At 67.4% G+C, this 23,808-nt stretch carries 13 protein-coding genes and 2 pseudogenes; 10 read left to right on the forward strand and 5 right to left on the reverse strand.

The genetic code is table 11. The features are described 5' to 3' along the window. Positions 1-13: 13 nt before the first annotated feature. Together Q664_RS04380 and Q664_RS04385 are read right to left on the reverse strand one after the other, a co-directional pair. A complete protein-coding gene (locus Q664_RS04380; protein WP_043390099.1) occupies positions 14-673 on the reverse strand; it encodes a hydrolase in 660 nt (219 codons plus the stop codon). A gap of 59 nt (positions 674-732) precedes the next feature. After that, positions 733-1,092 carry a hypothetical protein gene (locus tag Q664_RS04385; protein ID WP_043390101.1) on the reverse strand — a complete coding sequence of 120 codons (360 nt, stop codon included), beginning with the start codon at positions 1,090-1,092 and terminating at the stop codon, positions 733-735. Positions 1,093-1,323: 231 nt separating this feature from the next. On the opposite strand from Q664_RS04385, the gene Q664_RS04390 reads away from it, so the two are divergent. Together Q664_RS04390 and Q664_RS62050 are read left to right on the forward strand one after the other, a co-directional pair. After that, the gene (locus Q664_RS04390) at positions 1,324-1,956 is read left to right on the forward strand and encodes a response regulator (protein ID WP_043390104.1); all 633 of its coding nucleotides are present in this window, start codon (positions 1,324-1,326) and stop codon (positions 1,954-1,956) included. A gap of 18 nt (positions 1,957-1,974) precedes the next feature. Beyond that, the gene (locus tag Q664_RS62050; protein WP_052517658.1) at positions 1,975-5,049 is read left to right on the forward strand and encodes a sensor histidine kinase; all 3,075 of its coding nucleotides are present in this window, start codon (positions 1,975-1,977) and stop codon (positions 5,047-5,049) included. 911 nt (positions 5,050-5,960) lie between these two features. On the opposite strand, the gene Q664_RS04405 is transcribed toward Q664_RS62050, so the two are convergent. Both Q664_RS04405 and Q664_RS04410 read right to left on the reverse strand, forming a co-directional pair. Further along, positions 5,961-6,422, reverse strand: a complete 462-nt coding sequence (locus Q664_RS04405; RefSeq protein ID WP_043390110.1) for a hypothetical protein — start codon at positions 6,420-6,422, stop codon at positions 5,961-5,963. A gap of 357 nt (positions 6,423-6,779) precedes the next feature. Beyond that, on the reverse strand, positions 6,780-7,616 hold the full coding sequence (locus Q664_RS04410) for a class I SAM-dependent methyltransferase (protein ID WP_052517659.1): 837 nt from the start codon (positions 7,614-7,616) through the stop codon (positions 6,780-6,782). A gap of 327 nt (positions 7,617-7,943) precedes the next feature. On the opposite strand from Q664_RS04410, the gene Q664_RS04415 reads away from it, so the two are divergent. The 3 genes and pseudogenes from Q664_RS04415 to Q664_RS62870 form a co-directional block, all read left to right on the forward strand. Continuing rightward, a complete protein-coding gene (locus tag Q664_RS04415) occupies positions 7,944-9,500 on the forward strand; it encodes an amidohydrolase family protein (protein ID WP_043390112.1) in 1,557 nt (518 codons plus the stop codon). Between the two features lie 53 nt (positions 9,501-9,553). After that, entirely contained in the window at positions 9,554-14,824 is a 5,271-nt protein-coding gene (locus Q664_RS04420) for a trifunctional serine/threonine-protein kinase/ATP-binding protein/sensor histidine kinase (protein ID WP_043390113.1), read from the forward strand. A 23-nt stretch (positions 14,825-14,847) separates the two neighbouring features. After that, a pseudogene (locus tag Q664_RS62870) lies at positions 14,848-14,955 on the forward strand (hypothetical protein); the annotation flags it as partial. A gap of 47 nt (positions 14,956-15,002) precedes the next feature. Here Q664_RS62870 and Q664_RS60555 read toward each other — a convergent pair. Then, positions 15,003-15,226 (reverse strand): annotated as a pseudogene (locus Q664_RS60555) (CmlA/FloR family chloramphenicol efflux MFS transporter); the annotation flags it as partial. A gap of 401 nt (positions 15,227-15,627) precedes the next feature. Between Q664_RS60555 and Q664_RS04430 the strand changes: the two are divergent. The 5 genes from Q664_RS04430 to Q664_RS04450 all read left to right on the forward strand — a co-directional run bounded on the left by Q664_RS04430 (position 15,628) and on the right by Q664_RS04450 (position 23,713). Beyond that, positions 15,628-16,779 (forward strand): KamA family radical SAM protein, encoded by a 1,152-nt coding sequence (locus Q664_RS04430; protein WP_084609519.1) that lies wholly within the window; start codon positions 15,628-15,630, stop codon positions 16,777-16,779. An 80-nt stretch (positions 16,780-16,859) separates the two neighbouring features. Then, positions 16,860-18,185: an ATP-grasp domain-containing protein gene (locus Q664_RS04435; RefSeq protein ID WP_043390117.1), complete on the forward strand. Its 1,326-nt coding sequence runs from the start codon at positions 16,860-16,862 to the stop codon at positions 18,183-18,185. Beyond that, the gene (locus Q664_RS04440; protein WP_052517660.1) at positions 18,175-19,425 is read left to right on the forward strand and encodes an MFS transporter; all 1,251 of its coding nucleotides are present in this window, start codon (positions 18,175-18,177) and stop codon (positions 19,423-19,425) included. The genes Q664_RS04435 and Q664_RS04440 overlap by 11 nt, the downstream gene beginning before the upstream one ends. Before the next feature lie 31 nt (positions 19,426-19,456). After that, a complete protein-coding gene (locus Q664_RS04445) occupies positions 19,457-22,009 on the forward strand; it encodes a DUF5916 domain-containing protein (RefSeq protein WP_043390119.1) in 2,553 nt (850 codons plus the stop codon). Positions 22,010-22,444: 435 nt separating this feature from the next. Continuing rightward, positions 22,445-23,713 carry a cytochrome P450 family protein gene (locus tag Q664_RS04450; RefSeq protein WP_043390123.1) on the forward strand — a complete coding sequence of 423 codons (1,269 nt, stop codon included), beginning with the start codon at positions 22,445-22,447 and terminating at the stop codon, positions 23,711-23,713. Positions 23,714-23,808 lie beyond the last annotated feature (95 nt).

Genomic DNA, 23,808 nt, shown 5'->3' on the forward strand with positions numbered 1-23,808 from the left:
GGCCGCATGGCCATCAGTGACCGCCTTCGGACGCGCTGAACATCGTCTTGGCGTACTGGATGCCGATTCCGTAGCCGCCGCCGTGGGTCTTGGCGATGCCGGTGGTCAGGCCATACGTGGCCTCCCGCGCCCAGTCGCGCTGCAGCTCGAGCAGGTACTGCAGGCTGGTCATCGGAGCCGCACCGGCCTGGATCATCCGCTGCACCGCGCGCTCGTGCGCCTCGTCGGACACGTCGCCGCAGGCATCGGTGATGACGAACGTCTTGAAGCCCTGGTCGATCGCCGACAGAACGGGGCCGACGATGCACACGCCGGTCCACAGTCCCGCGAACACCAGCCGCTCCTTCTCGAACGCGTTGATCTGGGCGATCACCTGCTTGTCTTCCCAGGCATTCATGCTGGTGCGGTCATAGACCTTCGCGCCAGGAAACGCCTCGGTGATCTCCGGGAACAGCGGCCCCGAGAAGCTCTTCTCCGCGACCGTGGTCAGCAGGGTCGACACGCGGAAGCCAGCGGCGGCCTTGGAGATCAGCGCGGTGTTGTTGCGCAGCGTGGCGATGTCGATCGAATGCGTCGCGAACGTCATCTGCGACTGGTGATCGATCAGGATCAGCGCATGGTCGGTGGGGGACAGAAGGCCCTTTCCGGGCGTAGGGGTAGCCTTGAGCGACATGGAATGACTCCTCTTCGGGTTGGGGTTTCAGCTCGGTTTCTGTCAAACAGACTAGAGCGTCAGGATTTGATGGAAAACACCCGAAAGCGCATGAAACGACTCACCCAAAAGAGGGAGCGGACACCCACCGGCCCGCTATTCATCAACGCGGGTGTTCTTGCGCGGCGGCAGGGTGATGCTTCAGGAAGGGTCACGCCGCCCATGCTCAGGAAGTCGTAGAACGAGAACAGGCCACACACGATCGCGAGGAGGGGTGTCAGCACGCCCAGGCAGAGGCCGAGGGCCGTGAGCGCGAGCGCCGCATGCACCAGCGGTCCACCGGAGGGGTGGAGCAGCAGTGACAGGGCAACCGACAGGCGGAGCAACAACAGTCCGGCCCCGGGGCCACCTTCGGGAAACATGGAGAAGAGGCGTTGCACCCGTCAACCTTCCCCCCCTGGTGCACCCTGGTTATATCTGGGATAAGGGAGCCCGGCCTCCCCATTTCGGGGGATTCCAACGATGTCGATGCCGGGTATCCAGCATTCATTCGCTGGCCGAGCCAACGGGATGAAGCCGATGTTTCCACGACGAAGCGCGATGATTCCCGGTGGAATTGCCTCGTGGGGCGGCATGGACCGCGCTGGCCGCCCGGCGGAGGGCTCTGAGCGATGAGCGCCACGAATCCACCCATTCGCATCCTGATTGTCGACGACCATCCGCTGCTTCGCGAAGGGCTCAGCAGCCTGATCGCCGGGCAACCGGACATGACGCTGGTCGCCGAGGCGGAGAATGGGGAGCAGGCCCTGCGAGCCTTCCGCGACCATCAGCCAGACATCACGCTGATGGACGTGCAGATGCCCACCATGAATGGCATCGATGCGATCACGGCCATCCGCACCGGGTTCCCCACCGCGAGAATCATCGTCCTGACGACCTACAAGGGCGACATGCAGGCGTTGCGCGCCATCAAGGCGGGCGCATCCGGATATCTGCTCAAGAGCATGCTGCGCAAGGAGTTGGTGGAAACCATCCGCAGCGTGCATGCGGGACGCCGCCGCATCGCCGCCGACATCGCCACCGAAATGGCCGAGCACGTGGCGGACGACGAATTGACTGCAAGGGAATGTGACGTCCTGCGCCTCGTGGCCCTCGGCAGCGCCAACAAGGAAGTCGCCGCCCGGATGGGCATCTCCGAGGAGACGGTCAAGACGCACATGAAGAACGTTTTGACCAAGCTCGGCGCCAGGGACAGGACGCATGCGGTGGTCGTCGCGCTGAAGCGGGGAATCATCGACATCTGAGCGTGGATGCGGGGACCGATGGATGTAACGAGGCTCAAGGGACCCCTCGGGGTCTGGCTCCAGAGGCTGTTCCTCGTGCTCGTCGCGGTGCTTTCGTCCGCCGCGGATACGGTGCTGGCGTTCAGTCAGGACCGGCGCCTCACGCAGTTCCACCACACCCGGTGGACGATCAAGGAAGGAGCTCCCGGCCAGATCTCCGCGATCGCCCAGACGGAAGACGGGTATCTGTGGATCAGCGCCGCCGCGGCGCTGTACCGGTTCGACGGCGTCCGCTTCGAGCGGTTCGAGCCGCCCTCGGGCGATCCCTTCTCCGCCATCCAGACCTTGTACGCCCCGCCCGGTGGAGGGCTGTGGATCGGCTTCCAGATGGGCGGCATCGCGTTCCTGAAAGGGGGACGCTTGACCCGGTATCGTGGCACCGAGGGCGCACCGGCCAGGCAGGTTTCCGCCTTCGCCACGGACCGGAACGGCGACGTCTGGACCTCCGAATTGGCTGGAGGACTGTTCCGTCTGTCCGGCGGGCGCTGGGAACAGGTCGGAGAATCCTGGGGATATGCCGGCAAGGAGTCCCGGTACCTGTTCGTGGACCAGGACGGCACGCTGTGGGTCGCCGCCGAGAAGACCCTGCTGTATCTGCCGCACGGCGCGCGCAGATTCATTCCCACGGGCACCAACGTCGGGTGGGTGTTGCAGTTGAGGCAGGCGCCGGATGGAAGGATCTGGATGACGGAATCAGGCGGTGACGTGCGGCCGATTCCGGTGCCCGGCCACGGACAGACGGAGAATCCCCCTTCCCTGCACGTGGATTCGGCGGGCGTGCAGTTCGCCCGCGACGGGAGCATGTGGCTCACCACCCTGGGTGATGGGCTCCGCCGCATCCCCCACCCCGAGCGATTGCCGGCCGGCGACGTGGCGTCGGTGGCCGGGGCGGTGGAATCATTCACCGAGAAGGACGGCCTGAGCGGAGATTACGCGTGGCCGGTGCTCGAGGATCGCGAGGGCAATCTCTGGGTGGGAACCAGTGGCGGGCTGGATCGCTTCCGCGTCAGCTCGATGGTGCTGGCGGAGTTCCCGCGCGGTTCACACGACTTCGCCCTGGTCGCGGGGAATGCCGGCGAGCTCTGGGCGGGTACCACCAACCGCCCGCTGATGCGCCTGAGCCATGGCGAGGTCTCGTTCGAACAGCCCGGTGCCCCGGTCCGCTCCGCCTACCGCGACCAGGAGGGGGTGATCTGGCTGGGAGCGGACAACGGCCTGTGGCGGGTGGAGGACGGCCGTCTGAGTCACGTCACGCCGATGCCGGTTCCGCTCTCGCAGGTGCAGGCCATGACTCGCGATCACCGTGGCACGCTCTGGGTGTCGCTGACGGGCCACCCACAGATGCAGTGGGTGGATGGCCGTTGGAACCCGGTCACGGAGCGGCTGGGATTCTCGGACAAAGAGCGCATCCACACCGCGATGACCGATGCTCGCGGGCGGGTATGGCTGGGCCATAAACGGGGCATCATCACCCGGGTCGACGGCGACGAAGTCCGGCGGTTCACCGAGGAAGACGGGCTCCGGCTGGGAGTCATCACCGCCCTGACCGCTGGCCGCCAGTATGTGTGGGTCGGCGGCCAGTTCGGACTGGCCCTCCATGACGGCCAGCGCTTTCGTCCACTCGTCGCCGACGGTGACGAGCCATTCCGCAACGTGAGTGGCATCATCGAGCGTTCCGACGGCAGCCTGTGGGTGCATGCCGTGCCGGGTGTCTTCCACATCCCGGCGGAGGAGGTCCAGCGCGCGCTGGGCGATCCCAGCCATCGCGTGCGCTACGAGTTGTTCGACTTCCTCGACGGACTTCCAGCCAGGCCGACGCTGCTGCGTCCGCTGCCCACGGCGGTCGCGGGCGACGACGGGCGCCTGTGGTTCGCCACCAGCAACGGCGTGGTCTGGATCGATCCGCAGCGGATCACCCGCAATCCCATGCCTCCACCGGTGTCCATCCTCGCCGTGCGGGCCGATGGCCGCCGGTACGCGCCCGCGTCGGACGTGACGCTTCCCATCCACCCCGCCAACCTGGAGATCGATTACACCGCGCTCAGTCTGTCCATCCCCGAGCGCGTGCGCATCCGCTACCGGCTGGAAGGCGTGGACGAGCACTGGCAGGACGTCGGTACGCGGCGCACCGCCTATTATGGCAACCTGGCTCCGGGGCGGTACCGCTTCCAGGTGATCGCATCGAACAACGACGGCGTGTGGAACGAGCGCGGCGCGAGTCTCGAGCTCGTCGTTCCGCCCGCGGTCCACCAGACCTGGTGGTTCCGCACGCTCTGCGTGGCGGCAGGATTCCTGCTGCTCTGGCTGCTGTATCTGCTGCGTCTGCGCCAACTGACCGCGAAGATGCGTGGCCGTCTGGAGGAGCGGCATGCGGAGCGCGAGCGGATCGCCCGGGAACTGCATGACACCCTGCTGCAGAGCGTGCAGGGGCTGGTGCTCCGGTTACAAGCCGTCGCCGAGCAGCTCCCCGCGCACGAGCCGGCACGGCAGGCGATGGAGAAGGCCCTGGACCGCGCGGACCAGGTACTGGCCGAGGGCCGCGACCGGGTGATGGAGCTGCGCTCGTCCATCCATGCTGACCGCGACCTGTCGGACGCGCTCGTGCAGGTCGGGGAAGAGCTGGCGGAGGACATCCCGGCGTCGTTCCGTCTGATCGTGGAAGGAGTACCGCGAGAGCTGGACGCGGCCGTGCAGGTGGAGATCTTCTTGATCGGCCGGGAGGCCCTGCTCAACGCGTTCCAGCACGCCGGGGGCACGGCCGTGGAAGCGGAGCTCCACTACGACTCCGACGAGTTGCGCGTGCGGATCCGGGACGACGGCGCGGGCGTGGCCCCGGAGATTCTCGAAATGGGCGGCCGTCCGGGGCACTGGGGCCTCGCGGGGATGCACGAACGGGCAGCGAGGATCGGAGCCACACTTCAAGTGTGGAGCCAGACCAATGCCGGCACGGAGGTGGAATTGAAGGTCCCGGCCGCGATCATCTACCGGCGGAAGCCGAATGCGCCCCTGTGGCGCAGACTGAAGGGTGCCGCCCGCATGGGACGAGGGCGATGAGCGCGCCCCAAACATAGGAGTTCCAACCACTTGCGCAGCCGGCGACGATTTCGAACGACCGACCGATGAGTACCCTGCCCTTCCTCGATGAGGCAGCGCGGTAGCTCGAGGTATCGGCGTCCTCGGTAGACGGAGTGGAGGCGGCGGGACTCGAGCCCGCCGCCGGAAACCTGCTCCTGGAGCTACGGGGACTTCGTGCCGGGGTACAGCGGCCCCGTCGGCGAGGGCTCCAACGGACCGGGGTCGACCAGGGACTGGCACGACCACTTCCGGTTGCTGAGGCACCTGCAGGTCCCCGCGACAGCCCTGCCGACGCAGCAGCTCCGCGAGGAACCAATGGTCGAGCACGTCGTCCCATTGAGATTCGTGCAGGAGTTGCTCGAGGAGCAGGTCGGAGTGGGATCAATGACGAGCCCACAGGTCTGGGTGAGACCATCACACGTGACACTCTGGCCATCCGTGGCGGAACAAGTCGTCCCCTGACAGGAGAGGGAGGTTCCGTTCGGGCAGGTCGTCGAACAGGTGGAGAGCGCGCTCTCGCTCTGTCCCAGGAGGCCCTCGTCGTGCTCCAGCTCCGTGCCACCACAGCCAGACACAACGGTCAGGACAAACGTCGCAAGAATGAGCAGGGATTTCTTCATGTCTGACTCCTGTCAGCGGGTCTGACATTCACCGTACAAACCTCACGAATGCACGTCAATTCCTCGCGTGCACAACGGTTGAATCACCTTGATTCCCTCTCAATTCGTTGCTGCAGAGGCAACAAGCCAGAACAAAGGTCTGTCATAATTTCCTGGCACTTGCTGGCTTTGTTGCCCTCGAGGCGACAAGAGGCAATGCGCCCTGGCCGTCTTGTCAGGCTATCAGACTCCAAGAAATATCATCTGCTCAGTGCCGGGGCGCCGTGCCGCTCAGAAGGTCGTGCCCAGGCGCAGCAGGTTGAGGTTGATGCCCAACACCGGCGCCGAGCCCCGCCTGGACTCGTAGCCCAGGAACTCCGGGTGAAAGACTCGGCTGGGTACGAAGGCGGGGCCGCCCGACAGCGTCCTTCCGCCCCCGCCAGGCATGTTGAAGCCATAGCCCACGCTCACCCCGAGCACGGGCGCGATATAGACGCTCCCGACGGCGAACTGCCACCCGACGTCCAGCCCCAGGTGCAGCTCCAGGCTCGCGCCTCCGGCGTGATCATCGTCACCGTAGCCGTACGCTGGCTCATACGAGAAGTTGGTGAGCAGTTTCGGCTGCACGAAGGGACCCGACACGGGTCCGCCCGACCGCGCCAGCGGGAACACGGGGCCGGCCGCGGCCAGCACGCGCCAGTAGTTCGGCACCGCTCGGCTGCCGCCACCTCGGTACTCATGGGTGGAGCGCATGGGGAGCCCGTCGTCACCGTGAGCTCGACCCCGAGGCCCGTGCTCGAGTCCTCCCCCAGCGGATGGTTGGCGCCAAGCGAAAGGTAGAAGGCGGAGTTCTCCCGCATGGCCAGCCCCACGAAGGCGGTGCCGATGGGTTGAATCCAGATGCTCCGGCGCGGGGCCGAGGCCTCGCTGGGAGTGGTGACGGGAGCCTGTGAAGACGCGACGACGAGCAACGTGGTGAGCAGGGCGTGCATGCCCGCCCGTGGAGCAACGAGCATGCCGCGCGATGGCGCCTCTCGGTGAAGGCGCACACCGCACTGGCGATATCGAGCAGGGTCTCAGGAATTCGACGCTGGCGAGACGTCGATGCCTCTACGCCTCCAGCCGGACGCCGGGCTCCGGACGAGCCGCCTGCGTGCGGAGTGGCAGCCCCACGAGGGTGAGCATCGTCGCGGGGGCACCGGGCGCCCGCGGGTGGGCGATCTCCCACTGGTAGTCCGGCGCCTCCAGCCCCGCCAGGAGCTCCCGCAGATCCTCCTCGGTGTACGTGCGTGCGTTCGACACGGCCCCGTCCCAGGCGATGAGCAGCGGGAGCACGGGAAGTACGTAGGTGAGCAGCACCTGCCGCAGCCGGAGGGGGCGGATGAGGGGCGTCAGCAGGAGCACCATCAGCACGCCGGCGGGGATGGCCGTCCACCAGAGCCAGCGCGGCTGGGAGTTGTCGCTGATCTCGAGCACGCAGAGCGCCTGCCGCTTCTCGAACGCGTCCTGGAGGATGCGGCGCGCGACCGGCGGGGGCATGTGGTGGAAGCTGCAGACCATGGTCCGGACGCCCTGGAGCGTGTCGGGGACCTGGCCCGCGTCGACCGGGTTCTGGAGGTAGCGAACCCGCGCCGCTTCCCCTGCCGCGTTGATGCGCGCGGCAGCGTCCGTGTTCGGATAGAGGTCGGTGAGGGTCACGTCTGGCCGGAGACCGTGGTCGGCTTCGAGCCGTGCGGTGGTTTGCAGCAGGGGCCCGCCGCCCCCTGAGCAGAGGTCCACGACACGGTCGGTGGCCGATGCCTCCAGGGCCCTCGCCAGCAGGGGCGCCAGGAGCCGCTCGGTGCCGAGCACCCGGTGCATCGCGGCGATGTAGAGCGTCAGGCACTCCCGGAGGCCGCCCGGGAACCAGCGGAAGTCCTCGAACTCGAACAGTGACATGCGCTTCATGGTGTTGACCCCCTTCGCGCCCGCACTCTAGGTCACGGCGCGAAGAGACGTGACGCACCGGCATTGCTCGGACTGATGGGGCCTGGAAGCGCGCACTGTCAGTCCTTATGTGATTTCACGTATATGATTTTACGTTTGGGCTCCCACCGCCAATCGTTGGCGGCTCCCGCCTCTTTGTCATGGTTCTGATGACGGAGGCTGATGTCCGAAGTTCTGGTGGGCGGGCCAATGATGAAGCTCGACGCTGTCCCCCGTTACGCGCTATTCTCGGAATCCGTGGAAGTCAGTGTTGTAAAGGCCCTGGTGAGTCCAGAGGAGAAGCGTGACATGTGCCAGATGCTCTGTGGAAACGACTCGAATCATGGCGGTGAGCCCACTCAAGAGGGCTCCTCCCGTCGCGAGTTTCTCGCCAAGGGGGCTTCCGCCCTCGGTGCCGCGATGGTCTCTTCGGCGCCCATACCGGCGCTGGCCGCGTCCGCACAGGGTGGCCTGTCGCCGGAGAGCGATGCCAGGAACCAGGACCTGCCAAGGGACACTGGCGCTTCGCACCGGCGTTACCTGCTGAAAGGCGGCGCGGTCCTCAGCATGGATCCCCAGGTGGGAAACTTCGCCCGGGGTGACGTGCTCATCGAGGGCAAGCGGATCGTCGCGGTGGGGGCCAACCTGCATGCTCCCGGTGCGGCGATCATCGACGCCGCGGGCATGATCGTCATGCCAGGGTTCGTCGACACCCACCACCACCAATACCAGACCGCGCTGCGGAGCTTCCTGTCAGACGGCCTGCTGTTCAACGATGGGCTGCCGCACGGCGAGAAGAACTACCTCGACTACATCCACACGAGGCTCACGCCGGTCTTCAGGCCGGAGGACGCCTACCTCGCCGAGCTCGTCTCTTCGCTCAGCCAGCTGGACGCGGGGGTGACCACGGTCGTCGACACGTCGCAGGTGGGCCATACGCCGGCACACACCGATGCCGTCATCCGGGGGCTTCAGGATGCGGGCCGCCGCGCGGTCTTCGTGTACTCACCGGGCGCGGGCCCCGGCAACATCTTCCCGAATGATCTCCAGCGGATCCGGAGCCGGTACTTCGCCTCGGCCGATCAGCTCCTGACCCTGGCCATGGGCGGAGAGGTGTTCGACCCCGCGTTCCGGACCTACTGGGCCATCGGGCGCCAGAATGGCCTGCCCATCGTGACGCACCTCGTCGGCAGCCTCGGCCAGGAGACGCTCGTGGAGCAGCTCGCGAGCGAGGGCCTGCTCGGACCCGACCTCGTGTTCATCCACGCCAGCCGCATCTCGGAGGGCTCCTGGCAGGCGATCGCCCAGTCGGGTGTGAACGTCTCCATCGCCGCCCCCATCGAGATGGCCATGCGGCATGGCATGCCGCCGATCCAGTCCGCGCTCGATCATGGAGTCCAGCCCGCGCTCAGCACGGATGTCGAGTGCACGATGACCGCGGACTTCTTCACCCAGATGCGGACCGTCTTCACGCTCCAGCGGGCGCTCATCAACGAGCGCGCGCTGAATGGCGAGACGAACCTGCCCGAGCTCCTCACGTGCCGCGATGTGATTCGCTTCGCCACGCTCGAAGGGGCCCGGGTGGCCCGGCTCGCCCACAAGATCGGCTCCCTGACGCCGGGCAAGGAGGCGGACATCCTCCTGCTACGCTCGGATGCCCTCAACGTGGCCCCGCTCAACAACGTGCCGGGGGCCGTCGTCACGTTGATGGATCGCGGCAACGTGGACACGGTCATCGTCGCGGGAAGGATCCGCAAGTGGCGGGGAGCCCTGCTCGATATGAACTGGACCCGTCTCCGCGCCGCCCTCGAGGCGTCCAGGGACTACCTCCTCCGGGCGGCGGGAGTCGAGCGAGCGCTCTTCTGAGAGGGGGGCTCCAGGGACTTGCATGAGCGGGTCCCTGGGGGTGGACTCCCTCCATGTTGAACCTCCCAGGCTACACGCTCCGCCGCCCGGTCCGCGCCACTGACTCGAACATGCTGTTCCTGGCGGTGCGCGAGGCGGATGGCGCACCGGTCATCATCAAGACGCCGACGGGCCCCACCGTGGGGCCGCGTGAGGAGGAGCGGTATCGCCGGGAGCACGGCATCCTGCAACGGCTGCTGGGCGTGCGCGGCGTCACCCAGCCCCATGGTTGCGAGCGGGTCAACGACCGTCCCGTCCTGGTCCTGGAGGAGGTGCATGGGGTGGCCCTCTCCGAGGCGGTGGGCAGACCCTTCGAGATCGCCCGCTTCCTCGAGCTGGCCGTCGCCCTGGCCTCGACCCTGGCGGAGATTCACCTCCGGGGCGTCATCCACAAGGACATCAAGCCCTCCAACATCATCGTCACGCCCTCCGGCGAGCCGCGCATCATCGACTTTGGCGCCGCCACCCTCCAGCGGACCGAGCACGTGGACGCGGCTCCGACCCACCTGCTCGAGGGAACGCTGGCCTACATGTCCCCGGAGCAGACCGGGCGCATGAACCGGGCGGTGGACTACCGCACCGACTTCTACTCGCTGGGCGTGACGTTCTACGAGCTCCTCACGGGCGCCCGGCCGTTCCAGGGGCGTGACGCGCTCGAGTGGTTCCATGCGCACATGGCCCAGATGCCGAGGCCGCCGCACGAGCTCGTCGCCAGCGTCCCGCCCGTGCTGTCCGCGATCGTGATGAGGTGTCTGGCCAAGATCGCCGAGGAGCGCTACCAGAGCGCCGAGGGGCTGAGGCACGACCTCGCGGAGTGCGTGGAGGGCCTGCGCCGGGGCGCCCTCGAGCTCTTCGTGCTGGGCAAGCGGGACATCCCCAGCCGCTTCCAGCTCCCCCAGCGGCTCTACGGGCGCGACGCCCACGTCGCCACCCTGCTCCAGGGCTTCGAGCGAATCGTGCGCGGAGGCAGGCCCGAGCTCATCCTGGTCCGCGGCTACTCCGGCATCGGCAAGTCGTCGGTGGTCCACGAGCTGCACAAGCCCGTGGTCCAGCGGCGAGGGTTCTTCCTGAGCGGCAAGTTCGATCAGCTCCAGCGGGATGTTCCCTACGCCACCCTGGCCCAGGCCATCCGGGGCCTGGTGCAGCACCTGCTGGTGGGCACCGATGAGGAGGTGGCCCGGTGGCGTGAGCGCCTGCGGGAGGCCCTCCAGGGCAACGGCCAGGTCATCGTGGACCTGGTTCCACAGCTCGCGCTCCTCCTGGGCCCACAGCCGGCGGTGCCGGAGCTTCCGCCCGCCGAGGCGCAGCACCGCTTCAAGCAGGTCTTCCTCCAGTTCCTCGGCGTCTTCGCCACCGCCGAGCACCCGCTCGTCATGTTCCTGGACGATCTGCAATGGGCGGACCTGGCCAGCCTCCGGCTCCTCCAATCCCTGCTCACCGAGGAGGACGCGCCACCCGTGCTGTGGATCGGCGCCTACCGGGACAACGAGGTCAGCCCCTCCCACCCGCTGATGATGACGCTCGGGGAGGTGCGCAAGGCGAACGTCCCGGTGACCGACCTCCAACTCGAGCCGCTGAGCCTGGAGCAGCTCCAGCAGCTCGTGGGCGATGCGCTCCCCGGGGCGGGAGCGGAGCTCATCGTGCCCCTCTCGGGACAGGTGTACGAGAAGACGGGCGGCAACCCGTTCTTCCTCCTCCAGTTGATACTGGCGTTGCACCACGATGGCCTCCTCGGCCGCACGCCCGGAGGGGGCTGGCGGTGGGATGCCGAGAGCGTCCGGGCCAGGGGGTACTCCGACAACATCGTCGACTTCATGGCGCGCAATCTGCACCAGCTTCCCGAGCGCACCCAGCACCTGCTCCCCCTGGCGGCGTGCGTGGGCAACAGCTTCTCGCTCGGGATGCTGGCCCTCATCTCTGGCCTGGAGGTGGTCGAGGTGGAGCGGGGCCTCGAGCCGGCGCTCCAGGAAGGCCTGGTGGTGCGCAGCGACTCGGAGCAGTACCGGTTCCTGCATGACCGCATCCAGCAGGCGGCGCATGCCCTCATCCCCGAAGGGGAGCTCAAGGCGGTCCACCTGCGCATCGGGCGCCTGATGCTGGAACGTCTGTCTCCCGAGGAGGTGCGCGAGAAGCTCTTCGAGATCGTGAGCCAGCTCAACACCGGGGTGGAGCTGATCAGCGACCACGAGGAGCGCCACCACCTCGCGCGCCTGAACGCCGAGGCGGGCAGGAAGGCCCAGGCCTCGAGCGCGCACGACTCGGCCGCCGCCTATCTCTCGATGGCCTTCGCGCTCATCCCGGGCGACCCCTGGGAGACGGACCCCGCGCTGGCCTTCAAGGTACAGCTCGAGCAGGCGGGCAGCGAGCTCGTGAGCGGCAACTTCGCCCAGACCCTCCGCCTCCTGGAGGGGCTGCGCTCTCGAGCGCGAAGGCGGGTGGACATCGCCGCCGTCTACGGCCTGAGGCATGAGGTGCACCTCATCGCCGGCGAGATCGAGGCCTCCGTCACCTGCCTCCTGGAGTGCCTGGCCCTGCTGGGCATGCCGATGGACCCCCACCCCACCTGGGAGGAGGCCCTGGCCGCCCGTGAGGAGGTCCAGGCGCTGCTGGGAGGCCGTCCCATCGAGAGCCTCATCGAGCTGCCGCTGATGACGGACGCGGACATGAAGCCGGTGATGAGCGTCCTGGCCCGCCTCTTCCCGTCCGCCTACCTCACCGACAACAACCTGCTCATCCTCCATGTCTGCCGGCTGGTCGCCCTGAGCCTCCGCTACGGCAACACCAACGAGTCGGTGATCGCGTATAGCTCGCTCGGCGTGCTGCTCGGCCAGTTCTTCAAGAGCTATCAGGAGGGCCATGCCTATGGAATGCTCGCCTGCGCGCTCGTCGACCGGCACAACCTGACCCATGAGCGGGTCCGGGCGCTCTTCAACCTGGAGATGATCAGCTACTGGTGCCGGCCCCTGGCCGTCGCACACGAGCACGCCCTGAGCGCCTTCCAGCACGCACTCCAGACCAACAACTACCTGTACGCCTGCTACATCGTCGGCCACGTCGTCTGGAACCGGCAGGCCATGGGGCACCCCCTGGACGACGTCTACCAGGACGCGATCGCCCGGATGGACTTCATGCGCAAGACGGGCTTCGTGGGAGTGGTGGACACCACCCTCATCGTCCTGCGCTACATGCAGACCCTGCGGGGCCACTCGCCCACGTTCGGCACGCTGGATGGGGAGGGTTTCGACGAGAAGGCCCTCGAGGCCTCGCTGTCGCCGGCCCACATGAGCAGCATGGTGTGCCAGTACTGGCTCTCCAAGATGCAGGCGCGCTTCATGTGCGGCGCCTACGCGGAGGCCCGTGAGGCGGGGGACAAGGCGGCGGCGTTCATCTGGTCCTTCATCAGCATCATCCCGCGCCTGGACTTCTACCTCTTCCGCGCCCTGAGCCTGATCGCGTGCTGCGAGGGAGCGGCGGAAGAGGAGCGGCAGCGGTACCTCGAGGGAGCCGAGGCGCACTGGAAACAGCTCGAGGAGTGGGCAGCCAACTGTCCCGAGACCTTCCGCGCGCTCGAGCGGCTGGTCTTCGCGGAGCTGGCCCGTATCCGGGGCGGCCTGGACCAGGCGCTCCCCGCGTACGAGGAGGCCCTTCGCGCGGCCCGCGAGAACGGCTTCATCCAGCACGTGGCCCTCGTGTGCGAGCTGGCGGCGAACTTCTACCGCAAGCGGCAGGCCCCCTTCATCGCGGAGGCCTACGCGCGCCAGGCCCGGGAGGCGTACGCGCAGTGGGGGGCCCACGGCAAGGTCAAGCAGCTGGACGCCCTGTGGCCATCCCTGGTCACCCTGGCGGCACCCACGAGCACCGCCACCACCACCTCCTCCTCGGAGTCCCGGGAGCTCGACGCGCTCGCCGTGGTCAAGGCCCAGCAGGCCGTCTCCAGCGAGATCGTCCTCGAGCGGCTGGTGTCCACGCTCATGCGGGTCGCCACCGAGAACGCGGGGGCCCAGCGTGGAGCCCTGCTGCTGCCGCGCGGTGACAAGCTCGAGGTCGTGGCCGACACGGAGGGCGCCTCGGAGGCCGCGCTGCCCTGGACGCTCCTCTCCTACGTCCGGCGCACGCACGAGCATGTCCTCATCGGCGACGCGGCGGCGTCCCACCCGTTCTCGGGCGAGCCCTACCTCGAGCACAGCGGAGCCAGGTCCGTGCTCTGCCTGCCGCTGATGCGCCAGGAGTCGCTGTCGGGAGTGATGTACCTGGAGAACAGGTTCGCCTCCGGGGCGTTCACCCCCGAGCGCATCACGCTGCTGGGACAGCTCGCCTCGCAGGCCGCCATCTCCATCGAGAACGCACGGCTGTACGCCGAGCTCCAGCGCACCGAGGCCGCCCTGCGCAGCGCCAACGACGGGCTGGAGCGGCGGGTGGAGGAGCGCACGCGAGAGCTCAAGCAGGCGCAGGCCCAGCTGGTGGACACGGCACGTGCGGCGGGCATGGCCGAGGTCGCCTCGGATGTGTTGCACAACGTGGGCAACGTCCTCACCAGCGCCGTCATCAACCTGGAGCAGATGCGCTCCGCGGTCGCGGCCTCGCGCTTCGACCGGGCGGCGCAGCTCTCCGCCATGCTCAAGGAGCACGAGGAGGATCTCGTGGGGTTCCTGACGCGCGACCCGCGTGGCCGCGTCCTGCCGAACTACCTCTCGGCCCTCACCGAGGAGCTCTGCCACGAGCGGACCCAACTCCAGACGAGCCTGAACGAGATGGGCCTGCACCTCGAGCACATCCACGCCATCATCCGGGTGCAGCAGGACTACGCCAGGACGGCACTCCTCCTCGGGGAGTGGGACCTCGCCCAGCTCATCGAGGACAGCCTGCGCTTCCAGATGACCACGCTGCAGCGCCACGGCGTTTCCGTGACGCGTGAGTTCACCTCCATCCCCAGGATGCAGGTGGACAAGCACAAGGTGCTGCAGATCCTCATCAACCTCCTCAGCAACGCCAAGGACGCCATGGCCGAGGTCCCCGAGGGGCAACGTCACCTGTGCGTACGGCTCACGGCCCAGGGGAATGTGGCCCGGATCCAGGTGGTGGACAACGGCAAGGGCTTCACGCCGGAGCTCCGCAAGCAGCTCTTCGCGCTGGGATTCACCACACGCAAGGAGGGGCATGGCTTTGGCCTGCACTCGAGCGCGCTGGCGGCACAGGTGATGGGGGGACGCCTGCTACTGGAGAGCGAGGGTCCCGGCCAGGGCGCCACGGCCACGCTCGAACTCCCTGTCTCACAGTCCCGCTGACAGGGGACACGGCCCCCCCTTCCCTGGCATACCGCTGCCCGGCCTCCCTCTCCGCCACGGCGCCGGACGCGAACGGCGTGGCGGTGTCCTACGCCCCGGCCACCGCCACGGATGACCGGGATCCCCCCGTCATCGAGTATGGACGGGCGTCGGGCAGCATCTTCCCGGTGGGCACCACGGCGGTGACGGAGGCGGCGAACACGATACCGATCGCGATGAGCCACATCGGCACGACGAACGTCCAGAATGACGGGGCCGCGAGGAGCTGCCCGGCTGTCAGCAACGCCGCGCCCAGCAACAACATGAGCATGCCCCGAGTGAGGCTTCCCGCCAGCCCCAGCTCGCCACGAAGCGCTTGGCGAAGCGCGTCGTCAGAATCATCGCGAGCGCGGCGGTGGCGAATGGCCGCGGCAACGGTTGACGTGTCGCCGCGGCTCACTCATCCGCGGATGCCGTGGTTCCCATCGGGCTGTCACCCCTGTGCGTAGAATCAGGACACGAAGGCCGAGTCTGGGTCCAGACCATCACCCGGCCGTGGCCGGACGGGACGAAGACGCCGAGCCCTTCCTGACATGGGGTGACTGAGCGCCAGGCGACCCAGCCCACACCAGGAAATTCAATCCCTTGCCGGGGTCCTACACCGGCCCGGCGGCCCCGTCATCGGGGCTACGTCAGGCCCATCTCGTATACAGCCACGGGTAGTGCCCACGCTCCCCAAGGGCGCGTGAGGCCCTTCCTTCGACCGCTCCGCACCTCAACCCAACCGCGTGGAAGCACCGCGACACTCAACGAGGAGGCAGTAGATGACTGCGCCCACGAAGTTCACACCCGAGACCGTGTCCGCCGTTCCAGAGTCGAGCCATGCCGAGATGGTCGACCAGGTGAAGTCCCGCTTCCGCTATGCCACCACCCGCTACATCAAGAACCTGATGGAGCAATCCGACGCGGTGCGCAAGCAGTTCGAGCCCAGCTTCTATGAGCTGATGGATTTCGGCAAGGAACAGCCTTTCGAAGAAGGCAAGGACAACTCCGGCATCTATGGCCTGGAGCGCATCTACGAAGATCGCGCCGTCATTACTCCCTACTTTGGCTGCGCCTCCTACTGTCGCTACTGTTTCAAGAAGACCCGCACCCTTGGCGGTGACAACAAGGTGATGGCGGAAGAAAACATCGATGCCGCGTTGGAGTACATCCGCTCGGATTCGCGCATCACGACGGCGTTGATCACCGGCGGAGATCCCCTGGCCAAGCCCGCGCTGGTGTACAAGATCCTGGAGCAGCTCTCGGCGATTCCGCACATCACCAAGATTCGCATCGGCAGCCGGCACATCCTGTTCCAGCCCGACAGGATCACCACGGAGCTGGCCGAGCGCATTTCCAGCTACAACCGGGTCGATCCCGAGAAGCCCCTGGCCTCGAAGAACATCTCCATCGGTGTCTCCATCAATCACGCCGACGAGCTGCAGCCGGAGGTGATCCGCGCGGTGCAGCAGTTCACCAGGCGCGGCGTCACGGTGCGCGGCCAGATGGTGCTGATGAAAGGCATCAACGACGACGTCGCCACCCTGAAGAACCTGCTGGATCACTTCCTGGCCACCGGCATCGTCCCCTACTACCTGTTCCACTGCATGGATGTGGTTGGCACCTACCACATGCGGACCAGCGTGCAGCGGGGGTTGGACATCCTGGCGCAATTGGCCGAGTTCTCCGGGACCTACTCGGTGCCCTACGTCTACGTCACGCCCGTTGGCAAGCACCGCGTGTCGCCGGGCATGAAGCTGGACTACGAGGAGATCGACGGCAAGCGGTATATCCGCAGGACCTCGCCCTACAAGGCCGAGCGCTTCCTTGCCTTCTCCGGCAAGAAGAGCCTGCCCGAGCTCCATGAAGTGGACGAGAACGGCTACATCGTGTCCCGTTACCTCGACGGCAACGACACCTACCTGCCCTACTGAGCGAGAGCCCGGCCGCTGGCCACCCGCCGCCCGATAGGGATTGGCGGCGTGGCCGGCCCGCGCTTCAGCGAGAGACTCACATGCCCCAACCGACAATCATCCTTCTGGAGAAGTTCTCCTTCTATTCGACCCGTGCGGTCGCCCGCCGAGCGGTGGACATGGGCTTCGCGGTGGTGGTCGTGGCACCGACGACGATCCCCGGGCATCTGGTCGCGGATCAACCGTTCGAGGTGGTTCGGACCGATGACTGGTCGTCCGCCAACCTGGGTGCCATCTACCAGGAGCTGGCCAGCACACGGCACATCGTGGGCATCAACACCATCCTTGGCTTCTTCACGGGCCAGGGGTTGTTGGGCATGCAAGTCGCTGAACTGGCACGCCAGCATGGCTTGCCACACAACAACCCGGATGCCCTGCTGCGGGCCAACAACAAGTATTTGATGCGCCAGACCCTGCAGCAGGCGGGGGTCTATACCGTGCGGCATGCGCTGGCCGCCAACGAAGCGGAACTCGATGAAGCGATCCGCACGGTGGGCTTCCCACTGATCATCAAGCCGCTCGTCGGAGTGGGCTCCAGCTTCATCTCCCGCTGCACCACGCCGCAGCAGGCGCGCGAGGTGCTCCGGCACTACCTCGAAAACGTGCGCAAGGGCTACTACGCGCACTTCTTCGCGGCCCATGAGTACCAGGATCCCCAACATGGCACGCGGCGCTTCGACCCATTGGCCCAGGTGCTGGTGGAGGAGGCCATCGACGGCTGGGAACTCAGCGTGGAGTTCCTCTGTACCGAGGACAAGGCCTACCCGGTGCTCATCCATGACAAGCTCGACGTCACGCAAGAGGCCTATTGCTCCTATGAGAATCTGCTGGTCACTCCGCCCGTGCGGCTGGACGAGACCATGCAACAGCGCGTCCGGGACTATACCGTCGACGTCATCCGCAGCCTGGGGTTGAAGAACTGCTTCTGCCACGTCGAGTTGCGCTACGACAGCCAGGGGCGCCCGAGCGTCATCGAGGTCAACCCGCGCATCGGTGGCATGCGGGTGAGCGACAGCTTCAAGACGCTCGCGCATGTCGACTACGCGGACACCTTCATCCGGCAGACCGTGGGCCAACCTGTCGCCGAGCCTGTCGTCCAGAAGCCCGAGGGTCTGTACGGCATGATGGCCCTCTACCCACGCCGTGGAGGCAAGCTCCGGAGCATCACCGGGTTGGAGCAGGCGTCCGCCATTCCCGGCATGATGGATATCGCGGGCTATGCCAAGCCTGGAGATCACGTGGGCGGTGACTACGAGGAGGTGTTCGTGGTGGACGCCTGGTTCAAGGGCAACTCGGTGGCCGACATCCGCCGCATCGATGAGCAGATCAGGGCGCTGGTCTCGGTGGAGGTGGACGTTGGCGCCTGAATCCCCCGGCGCCCCTCCGCCGGCCTCCAACGCGGTGCTGCTGGTCTCGGCCCGCTTCGTCTCCGACGTGGGGGCCTTCCTCAACATGGTGGCACTGTCCACCTACGTCTACCTGCAGAGCCAGAACGCCATCATGGTGGGGCTGTTTCTCGCCTGCCGCGTCGGCGGCGGCATCGCCGCCAGCCTGATGGGCACCGTCTTCTTCCGCCGCTTCCCAGGCCGCGCCCCGCTCGTGGTGCTCGATGGAATCCGTGCTGGCGCCATTGCCGTGTTGCTCCTGCTTCCCTCGGAGCTGCATGTGCCCGTGCTGCCATTCATCGCCCTGGCACTGGGGCTGTGCAACTCGCTGTTCTCCATTGGCCTCAACAGCCAGTTGCCAAGACTGGTGCGGCAAGAGCTGCTCATGAGGGTGAACGCCTGGCTGACGTCCGTATCGTCGCTGGGCATGGTGCTGGGCAGTCTGGCCTCCGGTCTGCTCATCGCCCTGGCCAGCTATCAGGCGGTATTCGCCATCAATGTGCTGACCTACCTGGTGGCGGGGCTGCTCATCCTTCCGCTGCGGTTGGATGGGAGCGCTGCGGGCAGCCGGAGCAGAGGGAGCAGCTATCTGGACGAGTGGCGGCAGCTGCGCGTTGGCCTGCGAGCGCTGCCGGTCCTGGCATCCATGCTGCTGGTGACGCTGTTCGATACCCTGGGGAGCGCCGCCCACAACGTCGGCTTCCCGGTACTCGCCAGGCTCATCGATGCCCAGGGCGCCGCCCGGGTGATGGGTTTCCTGCTGGCGTGCTGGGCCATTGGCAAGTTCACCGGGGCCCGGCTGGCCAGTAGCCTCGGCCGGCGCGCCCCCCGGCCGGAGCTCTGGTTGGAACGGATGTTCTTCGCCGGCGTGGTGATGATGTCCGCCGGCTTCATCCTCTGTTTCCGCCAGGACGGCCTGCCGCTGCTCCTGCCCTTCGCGGCATTGGCGGGGCTGGGTGACGGATTGGCCGAGGTGTCGCTGGTGTCCCGCGCCCAGCGGACGAGTGACGAGCTCCGGCTGCCCATCTTCAGCCTGCTCACCCTCATGCAGATGGTGGGGTTTGGCATTGGCATGCTGATCTCCGCGCCGTTCTTCGAGTGGATGAGCCCGGCGGGAGTGGTTTCGCTGTTCCACGGCTTGCCGCTGCTGGCGGTGGCGATCATCGGCTTGCGCCTGCTCACGGCGGGGCGCCGTCCGAAGCTCGGCGTCGAAGCATCCTGACTCGTTGAGCACCCAGGAAGGAAGCAAGACAGTGTCAAGGCTCGCGGGATTGATAGCGGCGTGGGTGGCATTGCCCACGCTGGCGGCGGTGGAGGGGCCTGGGGTGGGGCAGCTCATCCAGGCCACTCACACCACGGCGCAGATCCGGGCGGATGGGAAGTTGGACGAGCCCGCCTGGCAGCAAGCGCCGGTGTTCGACGCCTTCGTGCAGACCTTTCCCAAGGCCAATGCTGCTCCGTCCCAACGCACGCAGATGCGTGTCTTGTACGACGAGAACAACCTCTACTTTGGCTTCCACCTCCAGGACTCGCACCCGGAGGAGATCATCCGCAAGCTGGGGCGGAGGGATCAACCGCCCCACTCGGACGCCATCCAGGTGATCATCGACTCGGCGCATGACCACCGCACCGGCTATGTCTTCAAGGTGACCGCGGGCGGGGTGCAGGCCGACTCGCTCTTGTTCCAGGACAACAAGGAGACGCTGGAATGGGATGCCGTCTGGGACGGCGCCGCCTCCATGGCTCCCGACGGCTGGACGGCGGAGATCGTCATCCCCTTGCGGATCCTCCGTTTCCCGTCCGCCCCGGTGCAGACGTGGGGCTTCGCCGCCCAGCGCACCATCGCCCGGCTCTACGAGGAGAACCTCTCGGTCTTCATCCCTCGCGACGCCAACGGCAGGGTGTCCCGGTTGGGCCACCTCACCGGGATGGAGCAACTCCAGAATACGCGGCGTCTGGAGCTCACGCCCTACATCGCGACCCGCATGGTGCTGCGGCCACAGTTCTCCGACGCGACCATTCCCGATCCACGTCTGTTGGATCCCTCCGCGGATCTGGGGTTGGACGTGAAGGCCGCGCTCACCTCCGAGCTGACGCTCAATGCCACCATCAACCCGGACTTCGGACAGGTGGAGGCGGATCAGCTCATCCTCAATCTCTCCACCTTCGAGCAGTACCTCCCGGAGAAGCGGCCCTTCTTCACCCAGGGGATGGATCTGTTCCAGTCCGTGCTGGGCACGGATTCGCCGCACCAGCTCTTCTACTCGAGACGAATCGGCCTGGACGCACCCATCCTGGGTGCGGCGAAGCTGACAGGGACGGTGGGCAAGGGGCTGGACGTGGGGTTTCTGGACGTGCTCGTGGCGGGCGCGCAACGGAACAACGTGGACGAGGCCCGGCCGGATCGCACCCTCCGGTTCAATCTGATGCGGCCGCTGCACCTGGGCCCGGACCACGAGCTGCCCGCCACCCTGCCAGTGCCGCAGAATTACTTCATGGGCGTGGTGCGCGGCGCGGTAGGCCCCAACTCCACCGTGGGTGGGCGCGTCAGCTCGGCGGTTCCCCTCACCGGCCGCTGCACCGAGGCGGAGGCCGCCCTGCCCATCCCGCCACCCTCCTGCACCGCCCAGGGCGGCAACGTGGCCGCGGTGGACTGGGATCTCCACACCGCGGACGGCACCTGGGCGCTCCAGGGGCAGATGGAGGGCTCCCAGGTGGTGGGCGGGCCCCCCTCGCGAACGCTGCTGGACGGCGTCGTGCTGGCTCGAGGGGCGGGCGGCTTCGGCGGCTACATCACCGCCGGAAAGCTGGGCGGCGAGCCGTTCCGCTTCGACGTCAACTACCGCTACGCCTCGCCCACCTTGGATCTCAACGCGGTGGGGTTCCTCCGCAGCCAGAATCAGCAGATCGCCGGACTGGGATTGCACTACACGCGGCCCAATGGAGTGGGCATGCTCCACCGCTTCGACGTGGACTTCACCGCGTCGCAGTCCTGGACCACGGATGGCCGCCTCCTGCCGCGCAACGGGGCGGTGAACCTCAACGTCCGCGGCGTCTTCCCAGGCTGGTACACCCTGGGCACCGAGGTGGGCATGACCCTGCTCGGATACGACGTGCGGGAGATCTCCGGAACGGGCCTCGGCTTCTACCGCCGGCCGGAGCTCTACATGGCGGTCCTCTGGAACACGGACGAGAGCAAGTCCTTCTTCGTGAACACCTTCGCGGCCATCGGCTTCAACAAGCAGATGGATGGCAGCGTGAAGCTGGGTTACGGCTCCACCGTGAGCGCCATCTTCCGGCCGAATGACTGGCTGGAGACGCGGCTGAGCGTCAACGTGGACCGCACCGTGCACGGGCCCCGCTACGTGGAACCCGGAGAGGCAGGGCAATACTTCTTCGGGGAGCTGCACTCGGAGTTCGCCTCGCTCACCCTGCGGCAGCAGTGGGTGGTCACCCCGAAGCTGACGCTCCAGGCGTACGCGCAGCTCTTCACGGATTTCGGCCGTTATGGCGCCTTCTACGAGGCCCGCTCCAGTGGCGCGCCCATCCGGGTGGACAGGGATCTGACGCCGTCCAGCTACGTGGGTCCCCCTGGCTTCCACGACGCGGCGCTGAATCTGAACCTGGTGCTGCGCTGGGAGTACCGGCTGGGCTCCACCCTGTTCCTCGTCTACAGCCGCGCGCAGCACGAGGGCCCCTACCCCAGGGGGGTCACTCCGCCCGCGACACTCCTGCCCGCCAACCTCTTCTCGGGGCCAGCCAACGACGCATTGCTCCTCAAGTGGTCCTATTGGTGGAGCGTCTGAGCGGGTGTTGGTGAGTGGCCGTGCATTCACCGGATGGATCGCCGCGTCGGCGGAAACGCAGCTGACGCCGGGCCTCCGCGCTTCAACCCCGGAACAGGTCGAGGGAGTGGCACCCTGATTACCGGGGCGCCACTCCCTCCCTCGCCCCCTACGAATCTGACACCCGGGCGCTCTCGCACCCGGATCAGGCCGCCGTCCCCGCTCGCCCCCCCAGACGCGGGCGTGCTCCGGGCGTGCCTTGCCCGAATACCGAGCACCCGGATCGGCAGGAGGGCCATCCACCCACGGCCCTCACAAATCCAGCTCCCCTCTCTAACCCTGTAGGCCGCGGCGAGCCTGAGTCCCTGGCCACCGCCCGAGCCTCGAACGCCTCGTGGACCACGCCCCCAGGCTGGACCACGACCGCCCCTGATTCGCCTCCGAGGAGCACCCGTGATGACCCATGACGAACTCCTGCCCGCCACCGAGCCGGACACGGACACCCTGCCCGACCCCGTCCCGCTCATGGGCTGCCCCTACAAGGCCAACCCCTACCCCCTGTACGAGCGGATGCGTGAGGCCGGTCCGGTCCACCGCGTGCTCTTCCCCAGCGGCGTCCGGGCCTGGCTCGTCACCGGCTACGAGGCCGCGCGCTCCGCGCTGAACGACGACCGCCTCGGCAAGAACCATGACCGGGGCAACGACCGCTGGCGGGCCCGCGCCGCGATCATGCCGGAGCCGCAGCACTCGCAGCTCCAGGTGCACCTGCTCCACCAGGACCCGCCCCGGCACACCCGCCTGCGCCGGTTCGTGACGGACGCCTTCACGCCCCGACGCATCGAACAGCTCCGCCCCCGTTTCCAGGAACTGGCCGACGCGCTCGTCGACGGGCTACCCGAGTACGGCCCGGCGGACCTGGTCACCGGCTTCGCCGCCCGCTTTCCCTTCCAGGTCCTCGCCGAAGTCATCGGTCTCCCACCCGGGTTGGCGGGCCGCTTCGACCGCGACTGGGGAAAGGTCGTCCAGCCAGTCGGCCCCACCGACCCCGGCCGGCCGCTGTACGAGGCACGCCTGCACGGCCTGCAGCGCTACATCGCCGACGTCGTCGCCCACAAACGCGAGCACGGGGAGGACGACCTGCTCAGCCGCCTCGTCGTGGCCCGCGACCGCGGTGAACTGTCCCAGGAGGAGCTGGACTCGATGATCTTCCAGCTCCTCGTCGCCGGCCAGGAGCCTGTCACCAACCAGCTCACCACCGCACTGATCGCCCTGTTCCGTCACCCCAACCAGCTCGCCCGCCTCCGCGGCAACCCGGACCTGTTGCCTCACGCCGTCGAGGAGCTCCTGCGCTACGACAGCGCCTTCGAGCTGACCACCTGGCGCTTCTTCGACCGGGACAGCGACCTGCACGGCGCGCGCGTCCCCGCCGGCGACTCGGTGATCGTCTCCTTGTGCGCCGCCAACCGCGACCCGCGCCGCTTCCCCGAGCCCGACACCCTCGAGCTCGACCGCGGCACCAATCCCCACCTCGCCTTCGGCCACGGCATCCACTTCTGCCCCGGCGCCACCCTCGCCCGCACGGAGCTCCAGACCGCCCTCGGCACCCTGCTCGCCCGGCTGCCCGGCCTGCACCTGACCCTCAGAGAGGAGGACCTCGAGTGGATCCCGGCCGTCCTCGGCCGCGGCACCCACCACCTGCCCGTCGGCTACGACCGACGCCTCTGACACCGGCACACGGCTGACCGGGCCCGGCCGCACCGCCCGACCCGGCCAACCGACTCCACCCGATACCCGACGGCGCCCGGCCGTATCCCCCACGG

Source organism: Archangium violaceum Cb vi76, assembly GCF_000733295.1.
GTDB lineage: Bacteria > Myxococcota > Myxococcia > Myxococcales > Myxococcaceae > Archangium > Archangium violaceum.

Excerpts from the sequence above, each read along its gene's own strand:
- Q664_RS04380 (WP_043390099.1), bottom strand. The coding sequence starts at position 673 with ATGTCGCTCAAGGCTACCCCTACGCCCGGAAAGGGCCTTCTGTCCCCC.
- Q664_RS04390 (WP_043390104.1), top strand. The coding sequence starts at position 1,324 with ATGAGCGCCACGAATCCACCCATTCGCATCCTGATTGTCGACGACCAT.
- Q664_RS62050 (WP_052517658.1), top strand. The coding sequence starts at position 1,975 with ATGGATGTAACGAGGCTCAAGGGACCCCTCGGGGTCTGGCTCCAGAGG.
- Q664_RS04405 (WP_043390110.1), bottom strand. The coding sequence starts at position 6,422 with ATGCGCTCCACCCATGAGTACCGAGGTGGCGGCAGCCGAGCGGTGCCG.
- Q664_RS04410 (WP_052517659.1), bottom strand. The coding sequence starts at position 7,616 with ATGAAGCGCATGTCACTGTTCGAGTTCGAGGACTTCCGCTGGTTCCCG.
- Q664_RS04415 (WP_043390112.1), top strand. The coding sequence starts at position 7,944 with ATGTGCCAGATGCTCTGTGGAAACGACTCGAATCATGGCGGTGAGCCC.
- Q664_RS04420 (WP_043390113.1), top strand. The coding sequence starts at position 9,554 with ATGTTGAACCTCCCAGGCTACACGCTCCGCCGCCCGGTCCGCGCCACT.
- Q664_RS04430 (WP_084609519.1), top strand. The coding sequence starts at position 15,628 with ATGACTGCGCCCACGAAGTTCACACCCGAGACCGTGTCCGCCGTTCCA.
- Q664_RS04435 (WP_043390117.1), top strand. The coding sequence starts at position 16,860 with ATGCCCCAACCGACAATCATCCTTCTGGAGAAGTTCTCCTTCTATTCG.
- Q664_RS04450 (WP_043390123.1), top strand. The coding sequence starts at position 22,445 with ATGACCCATGACGAACTCCTGCCCGCCACCGAGCCGGACACGGACACC.